Origin of the sequence: Streptomyces sp. NBC_01445, assembly GCF_035918235.1 — a bacterium.
GTDB lineage: Bacteria > Actinomycetota > Actinomycetes > Streptomycetales > Streptomycetaceae > Streptomyces.
In genome coordinates this window covers 10,100,329-10,118,518 of the sequence record NZ_CP109485.1, presented here as the reverse complement: position 1 = coordinate 10,118,518, position 18,190 = coordinate 10,100,329, and the positions used below count along the sequence as shown (strand labels likewise).

Below are 18,190 nucleotides of genomic sequence, written 5' to 3'. Positions count from 1 at the left end.
CCTCCGTCCAGTCACCCTTATGGGGTGGCAGGGACGCGTGACTCACGCCCCGCAGTCCACACAGCCTCGCCCTTGCGGGCGATGTTGTGGGAAGCGTTTTGGTCTGCGTGGGCAACGACCCCGCAGTTGAGGCAGGTGAACAGGGCTTGGCTTGCCCGGTTCTTCTTGTCGATGTGGCCGCACTCGCAGCACTGCTGCGAGGTGTAGGCGGGATCGACGAAGACCACGGGGACGCCGGCCCTGCGGGCCTTGTAGACGATGAAGTCTGCCAGCTGGGCAAAGGCCCAGGAGTGGAGCGCGACCCGTTGGGGCTTACGGAGCCGTACCCTCTGCCGGATTCCCTTGAGTTCTTCCAGGGAGATCCCGGCCGAGGTGCGTTCAGCCTCGGTCACGATCGTCTTGGCGATGATGTGGTTCTGGTCCTTCGCGTGGCGCTGTTCGCGCCGGCTGCGCTTCTTCAACAGCCGCTTGGCGGACTTGGTGCCCTTGGCCTGGAGTTTCCTGCGCAGGTCGAGTTGCCGCTTGCGGTGGCGGTTCAGGCCACGCCCGGCGGTCTTGTGGCCGGTGGATGTGGTGGCGATGTTGGCGATTCCCAGGTCCACGCCGATGAAGTGGTCGGGCTCGTACTGCTCAGCCTCGGGAACGTCACACGTCGCGAGCAGGTAGAACACGCCGTCGCGTTCAATCAGGTCCGACTCGCCCTGCCGGTGGTCCCGCAGCGTCTTGAGTGCGTCAGACGAGCAGGCGAACCGGACGTTCTTGGCCCGGCCGTCCACCGTCCAGATGGACACGGTCTGCGCGTCGTACTGCCAGCTCAAACACCGGTCGTCATACGGTTGCGCGGCCTCGGGCCTAAAAGCGATGGGCTTGGACTCGGCCTTGGTACGGCGCTTCGATCCAGACTTGCCGAGGTTCCCGGCGCGAATGTTGGCCCTGAGCGTCGTGTAGGCATCGCGGGTCTTCTTGATGATGTGCTGGGCTGCCTGCGCCCCCAGTCCCCGCGACCGCAGTTCACCGTAGGTGTGCTTGCGCAGCTCGTACTCACGCGGGACACCGTGCTCGAACGCCACCTCCGACACCCAGTTCGCGGCCTCGTTGACCGTGCGCAGCGTCACCGACAGCGCGGATGCCTGCACGGCCTCCGGCATCAACTTCACTTGCACGACGATCTTCACGCGGGCGATCGTATCGACCTATGTCACCATGCTGGGAGCCAAACCCCAATATTCGTAGGGGTCGCACGGTCGTCTACCACCTCCACGCCCACTTGGTCTTCACACCCAAGTACCGGCGCGGACCGTTCACCGACGAGATCCTTCGACGCTGCGAGGAAGCCATGCGCGCCGTCTGCGCGGACTTCGAAACAGAGTTGGTCGAGTTCAACGGCGAGACCGATCACGTGCACCTGCTGGTGCACTACCCGCCGAAGGTCTCCCTGTCCCGGCTGGTCGGCTCCCTCAAGGGCGTCTCCGGCCGCAGGCTCCGTCAGGAGTTCCCGGGCACATCCGCACGTACCTCTGGGGTGACAACTTCTGGTCGCCCTCGTACTTTGCCGCCTCGTGCGGGGACGCCACGCCCCGCTGTCGATCATCAAGGAGTACATCGAGAACCGGAAACGTCCCGGCTGAGGCCAACCGTGCGGACCCGTGGGAACCTGCGGGTCAGAGCAGTCCAGAGAAGCGCTTCCTCCCGAGGTGAACGCCCGGGGTTCCGCGCTAGATCCTGCTGAAGTCCCGCGCGGTTCTCGTTGTAGGTCACTGCCTCGCCGTCGAGGACCGTGCCGGGGCGCAGCGAGTCCATGCCGGCCACGGCGAGTACCATCCACGCTGAGGTGACCGTCCGGCCGAACCGGGCCTGCAGCAGGACGGCTTCGGCGTCACGCCACATGACGGTGCGGTGCCCGTCGCTCTCCAGACTTTGCCGTGTCTCATCAGACATGGGCCCCTCGATACGGACTGCGGCGCCTGTGTGCGTCTCGGCTTTGCTGCTCAGCAGCGGGGCGGAGACGGCCGGCCCGTTGTCGGGTCGTGGCTGGAGTAGTCGTGGCGGCTGAGTCCGCGGCGTCCGGACGTCGGGAAACAAACTCATTTCCGTAAACACATAACGCAGCGATCTGCACTTATTGTGGCTTTTGTGTGTTAACGCTCGCTGTGGTGATTCTCAGGCTGGTAGGCGGAGCTGGTGGAAGGGACTGCGGTCGTGAGTGGTGGGCAGAGTGGACTTTCCCGGTTGCTGACGGCAGCGGAGACGGCGGCGCCGGTGGATGCCGTCGATGTGATCGCGGAGGACCTGCGGCGGCGTTTCGAGGCCACGAAGGTCTCTTTCCTCATCGTGGACCTGACGGGGAAGGCGGTGGCGCGGCTGTCGACCGCCCCCGCGGAGGATGGGCGGGAGGTGGAACGGATCCCTTTGTTCGGCAGTGCCTACGAGGAGGTGATCCGTACCCAGCGGCTTTATCAAGAGGCGACCGGTCAGGGGCAGCGGGTGATCGTGCCGGTCACCAACCGGGGGGATGCGATCGGGCTGTTGGAACTGCTGCTGCCGGCCGATCCCGGCGAGGACGTCCTTGATGAGGTCGGGGAAGCCGCTCATATCCTGGCCTACATCGTGATCGCCAACGGGCGTTTCACCGACTTCTACACCTGGGGCAAACGCTCCAGACCGCCCACCCTGGCAGCGGAAATCCAGTACCAGCTGCTTCCCTCGTCTCTGTCGTGCGAGGCCGCGCAGTTCACGCTGTGCGGGAGCCTGGAGCCTTCGGAAGACCTCAGCGGCGACACCTTCGACTACGCCCTGGACCGGGACGCACTGCACGTGTCGGTGACCGATCCCATGGGGCACGACCTCGATGCGGCCCTGGCTGCCACGGTCCTCGTGAGCGCCCTGCGTGGCGCCCGCCGCGCAGGAGCCGGCCTGGCCGAACAGGCCCACCGGGCCGACCGGGCACTCGTCGACCACGGCCAGGGGCACGCCACCGGGCAGCTGCTGCGCATCAATCTCCACACTGGGCGGGCCCAGCTCGTCAACGCGGGACACCCCTGGCCACTGCGCATGCGCGAGGGCGCTGTGGAGGTGATCACCTGCGAGGTGGACCATCCCTTCGGGCTGTCGGAGTTCGCGAGCATCCCCTACCGTGTTCAGGACCTCGATCTGCGCCATGGTGACCGTCTGCTCATGTTCACCGACGGCATGGTCGAACGGCACGGGGAGGAGGTCGACCTGCCTGCCCTGCTGGAGCGCACCCGGGGCCTGCACCCGCGGGAGACCGCATTGATGCTGACGTCCGCAGTCCGGGACGCTGCCGGCGGGCGGCTCGAAGACGACGCCACTGTGATGTGCCTGGACTGGCACGGCCCGCAGGAGACCCAACGACACGTCAGCTCCGGCGCGGACGCCCAACAGGCCTCAGCCGGCCGCATGAAGCAGCAGCCGTGACCAGAGTTCTCTCCTGGACGGTGCCGGGCTGCCGCTGAGTAGCTCTCGCGCCGCGCCTCCTCCTGGAAGCCTCAATTCCCGCCCTTCCTCAGCTACGGGCGGCCCCGGGACCTACCCGAATGAGACATCGCGAGGTGTCTGGAGAACCGTCGAACTTGATCTCGTACCACCAGCCTGGGCCCTTTGGACCGCACGCATCTCATGGCACTGCAGGCTACGAAACGGCCGCAGGCTGACGGCTGACCTCGGGCAGTGCATCCCCGGCATCGGCTCGCCACCCTTCTGCGACGTTGCCGAGACTCTGGTCGACAGGATGTACTGGAACGAAGAAGGACGTTGAGCAATCTGGCCGTGGTTGCCTTGCTCAACGCCTTGGGCATCAGGGGCGTCTCCGGCATATCAGCCGTTCGAGGATCCGCCTGTGTCCCCCATCCCCATCTCCCACGGCTCCACTGGCTCGTTGCCTCCGCCGGAGGCCCAAACGGTGACCAATGGACCTGTCTCGACCTGCAAGAAAGGGTTCTCGGATCATGCGGCGGTACGTTCTCACTGGCACGCCGGGCGCGGGCAAGACATCAATCCTGCGGTGCCTGGACGAGCTTGGCTACGGGGTTGTCGAGGAGGCAGCAACGGCGGTCATCGCGCAAGCGCAGGCGTTGGGCGAGGACCAGCCATGGACACGGATGTCCTTCATCGACGAGATCGTCGCTCTGCAGCGACAGCGACAGTTGGAGGCCACCGGATCTGTTCAGGTGTTCGACCGGTCACCGGTCTGCACCCACGCCCTCACCACCTACTTGGGGTGGTCGGTGTCCCCGGCGCTGGCCACGGAGCTCGAACGGATCACCTCGGAAGGGGTCTACGAGCGGCAAGTGCTCTTCGTCCGCAATCTGGGGTTCTGCGAGCCGACCGCGGCCCGGCGGATCAGTTTCCAGGAATCACTGGCTTTCGAAAAGATTCACGAAGAGAGCTACCGCGCGTTCGGCTACGAGCTCATCGACATCCCTGCCAGCGACCTGGCTCACCGCGTCGCCACGGTGAACTCAATGATCGCGCATGCCCCGCCTCAGGCACCCACAGCGTGAGCCGCATCACATCGACTCTCTCGGAATGCAACACGCCCGGCGATATGCAGCGCGAAGGTGTCCCAAACGACGCACCTGCTCAATCGCACACGGGGTCACCCGCACACGGCCTCTGCGGACACAAGTCACAGAGCGGGTGGACGCCCGGTTTCGCCGGAGGGCGATGTCTCTGAGGTCTGACAACGCCCGGAGGCTTGCGGTGGGATCGTCATCGAAACCGGCACCGACTCCTACCGCCTCGCCAGCACCCGGGCCCGAGCCTAAGAGCACGTCGCCAACTGAAGATCTTCCCTCCCGGCCCCTGGACACATCTCCAGGGCCGGGAGGTCCAAGGTCACAGGGCGATCAGTCCTGCCGCCGTCTCTCTGAAGCCGCAGGCATCGAAGTAGAACGATCGCAAGTGCTCTTCGAAGTCGACATGCAGCCACTCACACCCTGCAGCACGGCATCCCTCAGCAGCTGCCTTGACCAGCGCGGCTCCCACCCCGTTCGAACGGTTGCGCTGAGCTACGACCGTGTCCAAGACGAACGCATGGACGCCGCCGTCCCAGGCGACGTTAACGAAGCCGACCAAACGATGATCTTCCCAGGCGCAGACCCAACCGAGGCTGTGACGTTGAAGCCTTGCACGCCAGTCCGCCTGCCCGACCGGATGATCGAACTCCATGCGAAGCCATTGGGCAGGTCGAGGACCTGCCTGCGCGGTACGCGGGTCTGGCGAAGGGGCGCCGGGGCGATGAACGGCATCCGGAGCTGGCCTGGAATGTCGCGGCGGGCACACTCCAAGTCCCCGGCTACGACCAAGACCTTCTGGCGCAGGCCCGCTACTACAACGACGTTTCCCTGGCTGGTGCTTTGGGGTCGCTCCAGCGGGCGGCCGACGCCTGGGTGAGCTCGGTGTCCGCCGCGCTGGAGGAGAACCTGGTTCGTGAGCATGCCGATCGTGGGTTGCAGCGGGCCGGGGATGTGGCGCGCATCAACGCGCACGATGTCGCCCACCACGCCTGGGACATCGAGCGGTTCTTGGCTCACGTCGATCAGCCGACCGAGAGCTGAGACAGGGCAGGCTGGCATTGTCCACGAGACGGGGTTCTGGCTCCGAAAGTGAGCCAGAACCGAAACTTCGTGGAGAAGGCTAGATGCCGGCGGCGCGCGACGCGCGGCTGCCTATAGTGGAGTCTGGGAGAGCGAGGGCCAACTACACCTCGCCCGTGGCGAACAGCTCAAGGTGCCCGCACTTGGGGCAGCGGAACGCCTCTATCTGCCGCCGGCGTCGGCCCATCCGCTTGGCGCCCCCGAGAATCCCCCGCTCCAACGCGCCCTCGATCCAGCGTGCGTACCCGCGTGAGTTCTGGCCGGCGTCCTCGACGAAACCCTCCACCAGACCGACAGTGCTGCACTGGGTGCATGTGTAGCTGTTCATCCCGTGAGTGTAGGAGGCGGTGCGACCGGGCCAAGCCCGTAGCCGTCGGCTCCTGCCGAGCTGAGGCGACGGGAGCCGAATCCGCGGCCCGTATGCCTGCGCGGCTCTCAAACAACGACTCGCTGCAGACAAGTCAGCGATCCCGATCCAACGAGACCACAAGCGAATCGGAGGAGATTGGGCGCTGTCCCATCTCGAACGATCTGGTCCCGGCCCGGACCTGTGTCCTGGGGCGACCAGATGAGTTGAGACGTGAGCTTGCCGAGGATCTCGGTTGATCTGGTCCTGGGTGACTGGATTCCGGAAGCTGTCTCGGGTGATCTGGTCAGGCTCCGTCGTTTCGAACTGCCGCCGATCCTGGGCGGCGGTCCTGGCGGAGGCGGGCTGGGACATGCCCCGGAGGTTCCGGACCAGTCGGCTCAGTCTGCGTCCGCCAGTACGGAACGCAGTGCTTGCGTGATCGCCGCGTCATCCGCGCCCAGCGTCCGGGCTTCATCCCGGAATCGCCGGGCCAGGGGCGCGAGTTCCTCAGGAGAAGGGTGCTTGGCCGAAGGGGGCAGGGGCGCCACCCGGGTCCCCGCACCACGCCGGGCGCGGATCAGGCCCGCGCCCTCCAGCTCTCGGTAGGCCCGGGCGACCGTGCCGGCAGCCAGCCCCAGATCGGACGCCAGCTGCCGGATGGTCGACAGCCGTTCGCCCTCTACGTATCGGCGGTGTCACCTTCCCCCTGGCTCATCCAGCCGGTGTTCGCCAGTCCGCTCGGCGAGCCATGTGGGGTCGCACAGGAGAAACCCGTCGTCTGGCTGGAGGGGCAGCGAGCCGGTGGTCGGTGCCGTGTCGGCGATGTGGTTTCCCACTTCCCCGCAGGGGCAGATCGAAGAAGGAGTTCAGCGCTGTGGGTTGGCGCCGCCCGTGGCTGCGACGAACTCGGCGCCGAGGATGGGGCCCAAACCGGGCATACTGACGATCACTTCAGCATTGGAGTGCTGCCGGAATCGGGCCGCGATGAGCTTTTCGATCTCAGCGACCATCTGCGTTGATGAGCATCCGCTACTCCGGCGAGTCTCGCCGCTTTTACGATCGCAAGCGCGCTGAGGGAAAGCGCCACACCCAAGCAGTCATGGCCCTGGCTCGACGCCGCGTCAACGTCCTCTGGGCACTCCTTCGCGACCGACGGTGCTATCAGCCAACACCGCCCGTCACGCTCACAGCTTGACAAAGCCATTAGGAATCCACGGGACCGTCACCCTCGCCTCTAGCCGGCTCTGGCTCCGCCCATGATCAGCCGGACAGGCCCTTGGCCTGCCCGGCGAGGGGATGCCTTCATGTCTCGGCGCGGCGGAACTTACGGTTTGTGGGTTACCCAGAGCAGTTCCGCCGGCCAGCGGTGTGCCCAGTCGGGTGGGTCGGTTTCGTTGTAGCCGTTGGGTGTTCCGAGTTCGGGCCGCGGCTCGATGAGGTCGTCGATGATGAGACCCGCGCCGCGCAGGACCTTGACCCAGTTGCCGTAGGTGAGCTGATAGCTGGTCGCGCCGTCGTCTTCGGCGATGGTGTTCAGCCCGAAGTAGTCCTGCTGCAGCGTCGTGGTCACGCGGCTGGCGGCTTCGTCGTAGCAAGCTTCGAACCATGGGCTGGCGACGTTGAACACCAGGCGCCCGCCTCGGCCCAAGACGCGTGCGGCCTGCGGGACGGCCAGGTGCGGGGGCGCCCAGCTGAGCCCACCGAAGTCGCAGAACACCAGGTCGAAGCTGTCGGCGGCGAAGGGGAGTTGTTCGGCGGCGCCTTGCACTAGCGGGTAGCGGGCCGCTCCCATCGCGTGGGCCGCTGCGGCGAGTTGGGCTTCGGACAGGTCGAGCCCGACCACGGTGGCGCCCTCGGCGGCAAGCGCCCTGGACCACTGGCCGGCGCCGCAGCCGAGTTCGAGGACGCGCTTGCCGGTGACGTCGCCCAGGGCGTGCAGGTGCGCGTCGGGGATGGAGTACATGCCCCACAGCCGGGGTGTGGCGCCGATTTGCGGGTCGTGCTCGTGCTGGTAGGCGCTGCTGATCTGGTTCCAGAGCCGCCGGTTGGCGGGGATGCTGTCCACGTGCCGACTCCAGCACTGCCTGCCGGGGGCGGTCAACACGATTAGGGCACTGGCCGGCCCTCGCCTCGGTCCTGCCCTGGCTCGGCCCATGATCCGCCGGACGAGCCCTAGGTGATGGTTTCCGCGAGGTGGGGCAGGCCGAGCTTGCCGGCCGCGGTGCGGATGCGGTAGCCGGCGGGCTCGCTCAAGACGATTCCTTCGTCGCTCGATGGGTGGTGAAGGGACGCGTGCCGGTCAGCTCGTCATAGACCGACAACGGTCGACGCCCGACCTCGATCCGGGTGGCCGCGGCCCTGTTCAGCGGATTCTTGCGAGGAACCCTGGGCGTTTACGCCCGGGAGGAATCGCATCCACGGGGTGCGACGCGGAGCGTCGCCGCGATGTGCCGCAGGCCATGACGGCCGCGGAGCGGCCCGGGGCGTTCCGGCGGAGCCGGGCTACGGCGGTGTGCGCCGGGAGGGCCGGGGGCGGGTGTCGCTCGTTCGGGTGGGGCGGGGGCGAACGTGTGGTGGGTCTTCGTTCAGGTGTATAGGTTCGCTGCTCGTGAAGCTGGTGGTGCGGGTGAAGCTGCTGCCGACGCCCTTACAGGCGGCGGCACTTGAGGCGACCCTGCACGCCTGCAATCAAGCGGCGACCTGGGCGGCCGGGGTTGCATTCGAGGAAAACGCGCGACGTCCGCTGGAGCTCCGCAAGCACGCCTATGCCGAGATCCGCTTCCGGTGGGGGCTTGGCGCGCAGGCCGCCCAGCATGCGATCAAGAAGACCTGCGATGCCTACACCACCTTGAGGGCGAACCTGCGTAACGGCCGGTACGGGCGGCCCGGTTCCAGGCGGCATGTCCGGGCCTCGGGCAAGCCGGTGGTCTTCCGGCCCCAGGCGGCGCAGCCTTACGACGACCGGATGCTGTCCTGGGAGCACCAGGCACGCACGGTGTCCATCTGGACCACCGCGGGCCGGCTCAAGGGCGTGGCGTTCACCGGGCAGGCCGGGCAGCTGGAGGTCCTGGCTGCGCACCGCCAGGGTGAGTCCGACCTGGTGTGCCAGGGCGGGAAGTGGTTCCTGATCGCGACGTGCGAGATCGCCGAGGGGGATCTGAACACTCATCCGGCCGGGTTCCTCGGGGTGGATCTGGGGATCGTGAACGTCGCCGCTACCTCCGATGGCGAGCGCCACTGCGGGCGTCGGATCAACCGCAAGCGGGAACGGGATCGCAAGCTGCGTTCCAAGCTGCAGAAGAAGCACACCAAGTCCGCCAAGCGGCGGGCGAAGAAGCACGCGGGCAAGGAAGCCCGGCGGAACAAGGACATCAACCACAAGATTTCGAAGCGGATCGTGGCGGAGGCTGAACGCACCGGTCGCGGGATCGCCCTGGAGACACTCACGGGCATCCGCGAGCGGGCACGGCTGAGAAAGCCCCAACGCACCACGCTCCACTCCTGGCCATTCGCCCAGCTCGGCTCCTTCATCGCCTACAAGGCGAAGCGGGCCGGGGTGCCCGTCGTGTACGTCGATCCGGCCTACACCAGCCAGGAATGCTCGCAATGCCATCACACCGCACGCGACAACCGGCCCTCCCAGGCCGTCTTCTCGTGCCGGGTCTGCGGCTTCGTTGAGCACGCGGACCACAACGCGTCCCACAACATCCGCCAACGCGGCTGGATGGCGTGGGTCTGCGGGGCTCAGTCAACGGCCCCTGAACTCACCCTCATCGCGTGAGAACTGGACGCAGCCGACCCCATCACAGCCAGTAATGACTCGAGCAGCAAGCCCGGTCGTTTCACGACCGGGTAGTTGACCAAGGCCTGCAAGGGCCCGACTTCCTCGCCCCGCGGCCGTTCTCGACGAGGCTGGACCGGGACACCGCTGATGGTGGTCGGGCGTCCCTTGCCGGTGGGCAGGCCGTCCCAATGCGAGCCATCGACGACACGGGCACCCCTGCCAATGGCCCGGGGATGGGCCGCCAGCAGTGTGCTGCCGTGGGCATCGGCCAAGGTGGCATGCAGCATGACCTGGGATTTCGTGGCCCGGATCTCGACCAGCCGGCGAGGACGTTCACGTGTACGTCGACACTCGGAGGCGATCGTGTCCGGTCAGGGCCGGGTCGGATCGTCAAGGCCGGTTCGGGTCGGGGTGCACCACGATGAAGAGCGACCAGGCGGGCGCGGTCGGGTCGTCCGGGCGGGCGGCGAACTCCTCGAGCAGGGCGCGGAGCCGGGTCTGGAACTCCTCCATCTCCGCCGGCGGCAGGCGTAGCCCGAGCCGGGTGCTGTCGACCTCGGCCGCGGGGGCCAGGGCCAGCTCCTCCAGGAACGCGTCGAGCATCGACCGGTCCTGTGCGACCGCATCGAGCTGCCAGGACTTCCGCGTCGCCAGATAGGGAATCTCGCGTGCGCCGCGCGCGCCGCGTCGTTCCTCCTGGGCCTCCAGAAAACCGGTGCGCACCAGCGTCCTAGTGTGGTGCAGCACGCTGGCGGGATCGCCGCCAAGGATCGCCGCGATCTCCTTGTTGGTGCGCGCCTCACCGAGGCAAATGCGCAGGATGCGCAGGCGGAGCGCGGAGGCGAGCGCCTTCGCCTCCGCGTCGGTCGCCAGCCGGCGTTCGGTCATGGTCAGCAGCCTCCTGAAGGGCTGGGAGGATAAGTGATTGACAAAACCCAATCACTCTTCCACGGTAGTTTCCCATGACTGCTCCCGAGCCCTCGCCCGACCGACCGGCTGACCGCGGCGGACTGTGGCGGCACGCCGACTTCCGTCGACTGTGGGTCGGTGAGACGGTCAGTCAGTTCGGGACAATGGTCAGCCAGTTGGCGCTTCCTCTCGTCGCCATCCTGGTGCTGCACGCCAGCACCTGGCAGGTCGGGGTGCTGGCGGCGTGCGAGACCGCAGCGTTCGTGGCCGTGGGCTTGCCGGCCGGCGCGTGGGTGGAGCGGATGCGCTTCCGCTGGGTGCTGATCGTCAACAACCTGGTTCGGGCCGCCCTGCTGGCCTGGGTTCCGGTGGCTCAGCTCCTCGGCGTGCTGACGATCGAGCAGTTGTACGTGGTCGCGCTCGCCACCGGGGTGAGCACGGTCTTCTTCGACGTGGCCTACCAGTCCTACCTGCCCCAGCTGATCGACCGGGAGCGGCTGGTCGAGGGCAACGCGAAGCTCCAGGCCAGCGAGTCGGTCAGCCAGATCGCGGGACCGAGCCTCGGCGGCGCGCTGATCCAGGCGCTCACCGCGCCCTACGCGCTGCTCGTCGACGCGGTGAGCTTCCTGTGGTCGGCCGCGTGGGTGACGCGGATCGAGGTCCGGCCGCCGCGCCCCAAGCGCAGCCCCGACCCCAACCTGCTCCGGGAGATCCGCGACGGTCTGCGGTTCGTGCTCGCCCACCGGGTACTCCGCGCCATCGCCATGTGCACCAGCTCGGCCAACCTCTTCGGTTCGGTGATCTCCGCCGTCTTCTACGTGCTGCTCGCCCGCCAACTGCGGCTCTCGCCGGGCGTCATCGGTCTGCTTACCTCGACCGCGGCGGTGGGTGGCCTGATCGGTGCTCTGGTGGCCGGACGGTTCGCGGCAAAGGTCGGCCAGGGACCGGCCATCTGGGTCGCGAGCGCGGTCGCCGGACCGTGCGCGCTGGTCACCCCGTTCGTGCAGCGCGACTGGACGGTGGGGCTGCTCGCGGCAGCGCAGATAGCGATGTGGATGGGCATCGTGGTCTACAACATCAACCAGGTCAGCTTCCGGCAGGCGCTGTGCCCGCCTGGGCTGCTCGGCCGGATGAACGCGACGATGCGGTTCCTGGTCTGGGGCACGATGCCCTTCGGGGCGCTGCTCGGCGGCCTGCTCGGCTCGACGATCGGCGTCCGCGGCACGCTGCTGGCCGGGGCGGTCGGCCAATCACTCACCTTCCTGCCCGTTTTCCTGTCGCCGCTGCGCCGGATGCGCGAACTGCCGTCCTACGCTGAGCTGGCGGCGGAGGGGGACACCGCTGTTGGCCCGTTGGTGCCGAGCGAGCCCAAAGAATGAGGCGCGTACATGCTCGGCACAATCAGCAGCCCAGAAGTCCGACAGCCTCGAACTCATCGTCGCTCGTGGTGTCGAGGCTAGTGCGTGTTTCTTTGATGGGTTGGTCAGTTGATCGGATGCGCCTGTCCGGTTAGTGATCACTGACGCGATGTGGGCCCGGATCGAGCCGCTCATGGCGGCCGATCCGGTCCGTGGCCGACGGTGGGCCGACCACGACCACCGTCGGACCCTTGAGGCCATCGCGTGGAAGTACCGCACCTGCTCCCCCTGGCGGGACCTGCCCTGTGAGCTCGGGTCGTTCCAGACCGCACATAAACGGCTGCTCAGATGGGCCGTTGACGGCACCTGGGAACGGATTCTCTCGGCGATCCTCGCCGCAGCGGACGCCGGTGACGACGTGGGCTGGACGGTGTCGGTGGACTCAATCATCTGCCGGGCCCACCAACACGCTGCCGGAGCCAGGAAAAGGGGGGCACCCGACCGTTCAGAACCGCACGATCATGCACTCGGACGCTCCCGCGGCGGCCTGAGCGCGAAAGTCCACCTGGCCAGTGACAGTCGAGCGCGACCATTAGCTCTGCACGTCACCGCTGGCCAGGCCGGTGACGCCCCGGCCTTCGAGGCAGTCATGGCCAGAATTTGGGTTCCACGAACGGGACTTGGGGACCAAGGACTCGACCGGCACTCGTCCTCGCCGACCGGGCGTACTCCTCCCGCGCGATCCGCGCGCATCTCCGCCGGCGCGGCATCCGAGCTGTCATCCCGCAGCCCGCCGACCAGATCGGTCACCGCCTCCGGCGAGGCCGTGCCGGAGGCCGCCCGCCGGGCTTCGACGGCGAGGCATACAAAGAACGCAACACCGTCGAACGCTGCATCGCCCGACTCAAACAGTGGCGGGGCCTGGCCATGCGAACCGACAAACTCGCCCTTGCCTACCAGGCCGCACTCCACCTCGCCGCCATCCTCATTTGGACCAGCAGCTGACCACGAAGACGATTACGGGCACGCCTCACAGAGGCGAAGGGCCGCGCGCGAAGATGAGCGCATGGACGACCTGCTGAAGTTCCTCCGCGCTCGCATCGAGGAGGACAACCACGCCTACGCCTACGTTGCCCAGACGTTCGGCGGAGACGCCCCGCTCGACAGCCACCTGCCCATGCTCGATCTGGTCGACATGCTGGCACGGGACTGCACGGCCATGGACCCTGCAGACTCGCGTCACCCGGGACGCAACCACGCGATTCGTGTCCTTGCCCAGTCGTATGCCGAGCATCCCGCCTACCAGCAGGAATGGCGCTCCTAGAAATCTCCGAAGAGACAGGCTCTAGTCCGATTTACTGATCGATCGGCCTGTCCCGGCTCGGCCGTCGGAACCCCGGGTGCGTCCCGCAAGGATCCGTCAGGAGGTGGTTGCCGGGTGCGGGTTGCCGAGGTACGGGAACCGGTCCAGGGTGTCGGTGTGCGGCGTCAGACCGGTGGGCGGCGCCTCGTTCTTGGTGAGGAACGCGACGCGGATGTCGATGACGTCTTCCGTGAATGTCCGGCCATTCGGGTACGCGGCAGGCTTGGACGGGTCGAAGTGCAGCACGTCCGGCAGGAGGCCGTGCTCGTCGAGCGCGGTGATCGCCTGCTCACGCGAGTAGCCGCCGGTGTGGCCCATCAGGTGGACGAACTGATCCGTCCACCTGGCCCGGTCGTTAACCGGCTCGCTGGCGTTGTACTCCTCCTTCGTGTCGTCGGTGTTGAAGAAGCTGCTCATTGAGGGGTGCCCGGCCCGGTCCGCGTGGACGAGTTCGCCGTCGCGCAGGACGCTGCACCGGCCCCAGATGTGCAGCTCGGGCTTGGGGGCCAGCTCCGCGGTCGGCAGTTCGATGGCCATGGAGAAGACGTTGGCCGTGCTGTTGGAGTCGACGCCGGTCCACGGGGACTTTCCACCAAGATGGGGCGCGGTGAAATTCCGGTTGCCGCTGGTATCGAACAGATTCTTGATGCCGTCGAAGTCGAAGAAAAAGGCATCACTGCGGCTACCGGCGGCCACCTTGTAGTCGCCGCTGCTGACCACCTTGGCCTGAGGGTCGAAAGAGACGGCGGCGTTCGACACGATCTTGGTGCCGACTGCCTCGGGCATAGAGGACTCCGCACCGGTTGCCATGAAGACGCTGTAGGTCTGGGAGCCGTCGGATGCCGGCGGGCTGAAGACCCAGCTGAAGGCGATGTCGGTCAGGTAGTCGCCGTCGTTGTCGATGTTCAGTCGGTATACGGCGTCGGGGTGCAGGGCATCGGCATTGGGATTGGCATTGAGGATGAGAACGGTCCTGCTCGGATCGCCGGGTGCCCCGAAGGCGTACAGGTCGCACAGATCGAGACGCTGGTCGCCCAGTGGTGGTCCAAGGCTGAGGCCGGTGAAGTGGTTGGACATGTCGGGCCCTTCCATTGCTCGCAGGTCGGAGAACCGCTACCGCCTGAACGGCCGTTCTGGGGCGAGTGAGGTACGCCCGCACCTGGACGATGCGTCCACGCTAGCCGCCACGGCACTCCGACCATCGAGGGCGAACGCGCAGCCGCCAAACAACGCTCGGATGGGTCACCGACAGGCGGGAGGCGATCGTCTCACGCTCCGAGAGCACGTCTTCAGGGGGTCGCCGATCAGTTGATCAACTCATAAAAGAGACACGCTCTAGGCCGAGTACCGGGCCGTGTGCGTTCGGACTGCGCTGAGCGTGTGAGTTCAGGCGTCCGCACGGTGTGGTGGTTTCGCCTCGGCACGGACGGCATCCAAGGGTAGGTCTGCTCTGGTCACGCCCGCACGCGCGGCACGGGAACAAACGTGCCTGTGTTGCCACCCATCGGCGCGGAGATCCCGTGCAGCATGCTCGCAACCAACACGCCCCTTACGATCCGGGACTCACGCATCACCGTGGACTTCAGGGGAGGTTGGAACCATCGGGTCGATGTCCCAATGACTATGAGAACAACGGACGCACAGTCCACTCGTAACAGATCTCAGCGGAAAGAGCGGACGCATGAGCAACATCATCGCGGGGGTGGAAATTCCCGAGACCTCAGCCGTGGCGGAGGCCACGAGCCACCTCCGGGAAACGATCACGCCCCTGCTCTTCCATCACTCCCGGCGTGTTTTTCTCTTCGCTTCCCTGCACGCGCGCGAGTTGGGCCTGCAGCCCGATCCCGAGCTGCTTTACATCTCCGCGATGTTCCACGACGCCGGCCTCCTGACCCCGTACTCCGAGGAGGAACAGCGTTTCGAGCTCGACGGCGCCGACCACGCGCGCAAGTTCCTGCTCGACCGCGGGTTCCCCAAGGGCGCCGCCGAGGTGGTCTGGACGGCGATCGCGCTGCACACGACGCCGGGGATTCCCGGCCGGATGGGCCCGGAGATCGCTGCCACCAACTACGGCGTTCTGACCGACGCGGTCGGCTGGGGCCTGGACGGACTCGAGGGCGACCAGGTGGACGACATCGTCGCCGCTCATCCGCGCGGAAACTTCAAGAAGGAATTCGTACAAACGTTCATCGAGGGGCTCAAGGACCGTCCGGACACCACGTACGGGACCCTCAATGCGGACTACCTGGAACGCTCCGTTCCCGGCTTCCACCGCACGTCCGTGATTGAGCGCATCACCGATGCGCCCTGGTCGCAGTGAGCTGGCAGCAGTCACGAGCGTGCCGACGAAACCGCTCGGCCCCTCCGCGGACCTCGTCCTCTTGGACGACGCGCCGCCTTCACCGTTCTGACGGTCACCACCGTCGTACTTCTTCGGCCCGGCCCGGCCGACCGACGTACGGACGGCCATCTCTGCGTAACGGCAAGGTCCGCGATTGATGCTGGGTGTAGCTCCGTCTCGGGGGGCAGCTGATCTGGGTGTTGCGACGAGCGTTGACCAGCCCGGGGTCTTGTGATGGGCGGTGCTCGGTCGGGATATTCGCTGGTCGCTGCTTGTTGATGGTGGTCATACTGCCGCGATGGATCCAGTGACTCTCGAGACCGACCGTCTGCTGCTGCGGGCCTTCACACCTGCCGACGTGGATGCGGTGTACGAAGCCTGCCAGGACGAAGACATCCAGTTCTACACCCCGGTGCCGGTGCCGTACCGGCGTGCGGACGCGGAGAAGCTCGTCGGCGAGGAGCTGCCCGCCCAGTGGGCCGAGGACAAGGACTACACCCTCGGCGCGTTCCGCAAGGACACCGGTGCCCTGATCGGCTCGTACTGCCTGACCCTCATCAGCCGCGGCGTCTGGGAGCTCGGTTACTGGGCGGTCAAGGAGCAGCGCGGACGCGGGTACTCGGTTGAGGCCGCTCAGGCTTTGTGCGACTGGGGCTGGGCCACACTCGACGCGCACCGCATCGAGTGGTGGGCCATGGCCGGGAACACCGGTTCGCGTGCCGTCGCCGAGAAACTCGGCTTCACCGTCGAAGGGACACTGCGCAATCGCAGCATCGCCAACGATGGCAAGCCGCACGACTGGTGGGTGGGCGGACTGCTGAGGCCCTGATGCTCGGGCCGATGCTTCGCCGGCTGCGTTTGCTCTTCTGTAGGGAAGTCTCCAGTTCGGACAGTTCCCGCGGAAGAGCCACACCCATTGATCATCGGCGGGCAGCCGTGACGTGACAGTGGCCGCACGGTTCTTCGAGTCTGACCAAGAAGTGGGCCCGTGCGGCATTGACCCACTCTGCCTTCTGCGGCGTCTCGCGTGCACATCTCGGCGATGTGATCGAAGAGTTGACCGATCTGACCGCGATGCGCACCGAGGGGATCGCCGAGCAGTTCCGGCTCCACCCGAAGGTGACGGCCGAGGTCGACGAGGGCTACCGGGGGCTGGCCAACGAATTCCCTGACCAAATCAGCGCCCCTCCGAAGAAGCCGAAGGGCGACGCGCCGCTCGGCGAGCGGTACGCCTGGCGGGAGATGCGCCGACGGCAGTCCTCACAGCAGATCTGCGTCGAGCACGCCAACGCCGAATTGCGGCAGTGGTGCCCGCTCCAGCGCTACACCGGCCCACGCGAGGACTACGCCGCGACCTACCAGGCGATCGCTTCTTTGGTTTCGGACCGTTCGGCTCGCCGACCGACCCGCCGCAAGCCGAGCACCGAGTTCGTGCTCGCCCGGCAGGCCGCCTGCTGATCAACCACCAGCCGACCCGCCAGGCCAGCACGCCGAAGCCTCAATCGCGGACCAAGTCGTAAGAGGTGAGCTGCCAACGTCGGCCGGCGCGGTCCGTGAAGCTGCGGATCCTCTCGTCTGCGAAGCGGCGCATGGCGTCCTGCGTGGCCTGGCGGGCGGGTGCCGGGGCCGGTCAGGGGCGTGGTGGTCACCTCGGCGACGATGCCGCGGTACCGGTCGTCGATGGTGCGCAGGATGCTGCGGTGCGTCGAGGTGATCCGGTTGACGGCCTGCGCGTTGGGGGTGACGCCGTCGACCAGGCGGCGGCCGGTATCGGACAGTGCTCCGAGCTCGGCGACTGCCGCGCGGTGCCCGGTGTTGTACGCCTGGGCTGCGACGTCGAACACGTCGAGGGTCACGGCCTTGCCGAGCTCGTCGAGAACGGCCTGTGAGGTGCGCCGTGCGGATTGTACGGCGGACAGGTTCGCTCGACCCAGCCGGGTGCGTCGAGGCCGTCGGCGAGCTGCCGGGCGACGATGCCCAATAGGCGTTGCTCGGCCTGCTCGTACAGGTCACGCGTACCGGCGGCGCGGTCTTCGACCGTGCCCGGATGGATGGGCATTGGTCACCTCCTCGCGGGCATTTCTGGTGAGCGGGGCTTGCCAACTGCCATGCTTCATCGGAGAGAAGGGGGATCAATGTCCATCGAGCGAGACCGGGCCGAAGACGACGCGGACCGTCGTGAGCCCGTTTACAACGGACCCGTTTTCAACGGAGACGTCACTGGTGCCGTCTTTGCTATGGCTACCACGATGGCGGCAGCGCCGTTCCTACAGTCGGTGGCGTCGCACTTCGGCAGTCGGCTGGCAGGAGCAATCGACAACGGCACACGGTCAGCGCCACGCCGGTTTCTGTTCCGTCAGATCTCTGAGGGAGGCCGAGCACCAGTACCTTCAGTCGTGTTGACGAGCGAACACGGCTGGTCTGTGACCGTGCGTGATGACCTGCCCGCGGAGGCGATTGCACAACTTCTT

Annotated in this window: 19 protein-coding genes and 3 pseudogenes; 13 read left to right on the top strand and 9 right to left on the bottom strand. The window is 66.8% G+C overall.

Going from position 1 to position 18,190, the window contains the following annotated elements:
- Positions 1-17: 17 nt before the first annotated feature.
- On the bottom strand, positions 18-1,175 hold the full coding sequence (locus OG574_RS46360) for an RNA-guided endonuclease InsQ/TnpB family protein (protein ID WP_442816911.1): 1,158 nt from the start codon (positions 1,173-1,175) through the stop codon (positions 18-20).
- Positions 1,176-1,195: 20 nt separating this feature from the next.
- Here OG574_RS46360 and tnpA point away from each other — a divergent pair.
- The 3 genes and pseudogenes from tnpA (at position 1,196) to OG574_RS46345 (ending at position 4,520) form a co-directional block, all read left to right on the top strand.
- Positions 1,196-1,628, top strand: a pseudogene (tnpA, locus tag OG574_RS46355) (IS200/IS605 family transposase).
- A gap of 631 nt (positions 1,629-2,259) precedes the next feature.
- The gene (locus tag OG574_RS46350; protein WP_326778835.1) at positions 2,260-3,435 is read left to right on the top strand and encodes a PP2C family protein-serine/threonine phosphatase; all 1,176 of its coding nucleotides are present in this window, start codon (positions 2,260-2,262) and stop codon (positions 3,433-3,435) included.
- A 491-nt stretch (positions 3,436-3,926) separates the two neighbouring features.
- The gene (locus OG574_RS46345) at positions 3,927-4,520 is read left to right on the top strand and encodes an ATP/GTP-binding protein (RefSeq protein WP_326778195.1); all 594 of its coding nucleotides are present in this window, start codon (positions 3,927-3,929) and stop codon (positions 4,518-4,520) included.
- A 334-nt stretch (positions 4,521-4,854) separates the two neighbouring features.
- On the opposite strand, the gene OG574_RS46340 is transcribed toward OG574_RS46345, so the two are convergent.
- On the bottom strand, positions 4,855-5,187 hold the full coding sequence (locus OG574_RS46340) for a GNAT family N-acetyltransferase (protein WP_326778194.1): 333 nt from the start codon (positions 5,185-5,187) through the stop codon (positions 4,855-4,857).
- 230 nt (positions 5,188-5,417) lie between these two features.
- On the opposite strand from OG574_RS46340, the gene OG574_RS46335 reads away from it, so the two are divergent.
- Positions 5,418-5,576, top strand: a complete 159-nt coding sequence (locus tag OG574_RS46335) for a hypothetical protein (protein ID WP_326778193.1) — start codon at positions 5,418-5,420, stop codon at positions 5,574-5,576.
- Between the two features lie 142 nt (positions 5,577-5,718).
- Here OG574_RS46335 and OG574_RS46330 read toward each other — a convergent pair whose 3' ends face one another.
- From OG574_RS46330 to OG574_RS46320, 3 genes and pseudogenes are all read right to left on the bottom strand, one after another.
- Complete coding sequence (locus OG574_RS46330; RefSeq protein ID WP_326778192.1) at positions 5,719-5,943, bottom strand: hypothetical protein; 225 nt, start codon at positions 5,941-5,943, stop codon at positions 5,719-5,721.
- 419 nt (positions 5,944-6,362) lie between these two features.
- A pseudogene (locus OG574_RS46325) lies at positions 6,363-6,641 on the bottom strand (GntR family transcriptional regulator); the annotation flags it as partial.
- A 189-nt stretch (positions 6,642-6,830) separates the two neighbouring features.
- Positions 6,831-6,974, bottom strand: a complete 144-nt coding sequence (locus OG574_RS46320; RefSeq protein WP_326778861.1) for a hypothetical protein — start codon at positions 6,972-6,974, stop codon at positions 6,831-6,833.
- On the opposite strand from OG574_RS46320, the pseudogene OG574_RS46315 reads away from it, so the two are divergent.
- Positions 6,974-7,159: pseudogene (locus tag OG574_RS46315) on the top strand (IS110 family transposase); the annotation flags it as partial. The gene OG574_RS46320 and the pseudogene OG574_RS46315 sit on opposite strands and share 1 nt — an antisense overlap.
- A 129-nt stretch (positions 7,160-7,288) precedes the next feature.
- On the opposite strand, the gene OG574_RS46310 reads toward OG574_RS46315, so the two are convergent.
- Positions 7,289-8,029 carry a class I SAM-dependent methyltransferase gene (locus OG574_RS46310; protein WP_326778191.1) on the bottom strand — a complete coding sequence of 247 codons (741 nt, stop codon included), beginning with the start codon at positions 8,027-8,029 and terminating at the stop codon, positions 7,289-7,291.
- A gap of 543 nt (positions 8,030-8,572) precedes the next feature.
- Between OG574_RS46310 and OG574_RS46300 the strand changes: the two genes are divergently transcribed.
- Positions 8,573-9,745, top strand: coding sequence for an RNA-guided endonuclease InsQ/TnpB family protein (locus OG574_RS46300; RefSeq protein WP_326778190.1), 1,173 nt, complete (start codon positions 8,573-8,575; stop codon positions 9,743-9,745).
- 393 nt (positions 9,746-10,138) lie between these two features.
- Here OG574_RS46300 and OG574_RS46295 read toward each other — a convergent pair whose 3' ends face one another.
- Entirely contained in the window at positions 10,139-10,636 is a 498-nt protein-coding gene (locus OG574_RS46295) for an ArsR/SmtB family transcription factor (RefSeq protein WP_326778189.1), read from the bottom strand.
- Between the two features lie 74 nt (positions 10,637-10,710).
- Between OG574_RS46295 and OG574_RS46290 the strand changes: the two genes are divergently transcribed.
- The 3 genes from OG574_RS46290 to OG574_RS46280 all read left to right on the top strand — a co-directional run bounded on the left by OG574_RS46290 (position 10,711) and on the right by OG574_RS46280 (position 13,339).
- Positions 10,711-12,036 (top strand): MFS transporter, encoded by a 1,326-nt coding sequence (locus OG574_RS46290; RefSeq protein WP_326778188.1) that lies wholly within the window; start codon positions 10,711-10,713, stop codon positions 12,034-12,036.
- 148 nt (positions 12,037-12,184) lie between these two features.
- Positions 12,185-13,020 (top strand): IS5 family transposase gene (locus OG574_RS46285; RefSeq protein WP_326778834.1). Its coding sequence is split into 2 segments (ribosomal slippage): positions 12,185-12,701 and positions 12,701-13,020, totalling 837 coding nucleotides; the frame shifts between segments, so codons are not numbered across the junction.
- Positions 13,021-13,081: 61 nt separating this feature from the next.
- Positions 13,082-13,339: a DUF6221 family protein gene (locus OG574_RS46280; RefSeq protein WP_326778187.1), complete on the top strand. Its 258-nt coding sequence runs from the start codon at positions 13,082-13,084 to the stop codon at positions 13,337-13,339.
- A 96-nt stretch (positions 13,340-13,435) separates the two neighbouring features.
- On the opposite strand, the gene OG574_RS46275 is transcribed toward OG574_RS46280, so the two are convergent.
- Complete coding sequence (locus OG574_RS46275) at positions 13,436-14,455, bottom strand: DUF4331 family protein (RefSeq protein WP_326778186.1); 1,020 nt, start codon at positions 14,453-14,455, stop codon at positions 13,436-13,438.
- A gap of 604 nt (positions 14,456-15,059) precedes the next feature.
- Between OG574_RS46275 and OG574_RS46270 the strand changes: the two genes are divergently transcribed.
- The 4 genes from OG574_RS46270 to OG574_RS46255 all read left to right on the top strand — a co-directional run bounded on the left by OG574_RS46270 (position 15,060) and on the right by OG574_RS46255 (position 17,608).
- On the top strand, positions 15,060-15,698 hold the full coding sequence (locus OG574_RS46270) for an HD domain-containing protein (RefSeq protein ID WP_326778185.1): 639 nt from the start codon (positions 15,060-15,062) through the stop codon (positions 15,696-15,698).
- Positions 15,699-16,017: 319 nt separating this feature from the next.
- A complete protein-coding gene (locus tag OG574_RS46265; RefSeq protein WP_326778184.1) occupies positions 16,018-16,548 on the top strand; it encodes a GNAT family N-acetyltransferase in 531 nt (176 codons plus the stop codon).
- 227 nt (positions 16,549-16,775) lie between these two features.
- The gene (locus OG574_RS46260; RefSeq protein ID WP_326778183.1) at positions 16,776-17,177 is read left to right on the top strand and encodes a transposase; all 402 of its coding nucleotides are present in this window, start codon (positions 16,776-16,778) and stop codon (positions 17,175-17,177) included.
- A gap of 95 nt (positions 17,178-17,272) precedes the next feature.
- On the top strand, positions 17,273-17,608 hold the full coding sequence (locus OG574_RS46255; protein WP_326778182.1) for a hypothetical protein: 336 nt from the start codon (positions 17,273-17,275) through the stop codon (positions 17,606-17,608).
- Here OG574_RS46255 and OG574_RS46250 read toward each other — a convergent pair.
- Positions 17,572-17,778, bottom strand: a complete 207-nt coding sequence (locus tag OG574_RS46250) for a hypothetical protein (protein WP_326778181.1) — start codon at positions 17,776-17,778, stop codon at positions 17,572-17,574. The two genes, OG574_RS46255 and OG574_RS46250, sit on opposite strands and share 37 nt — an antisense overlap.
- Positions 17,779-18,190: the final 412 nt, after the last annotated feature.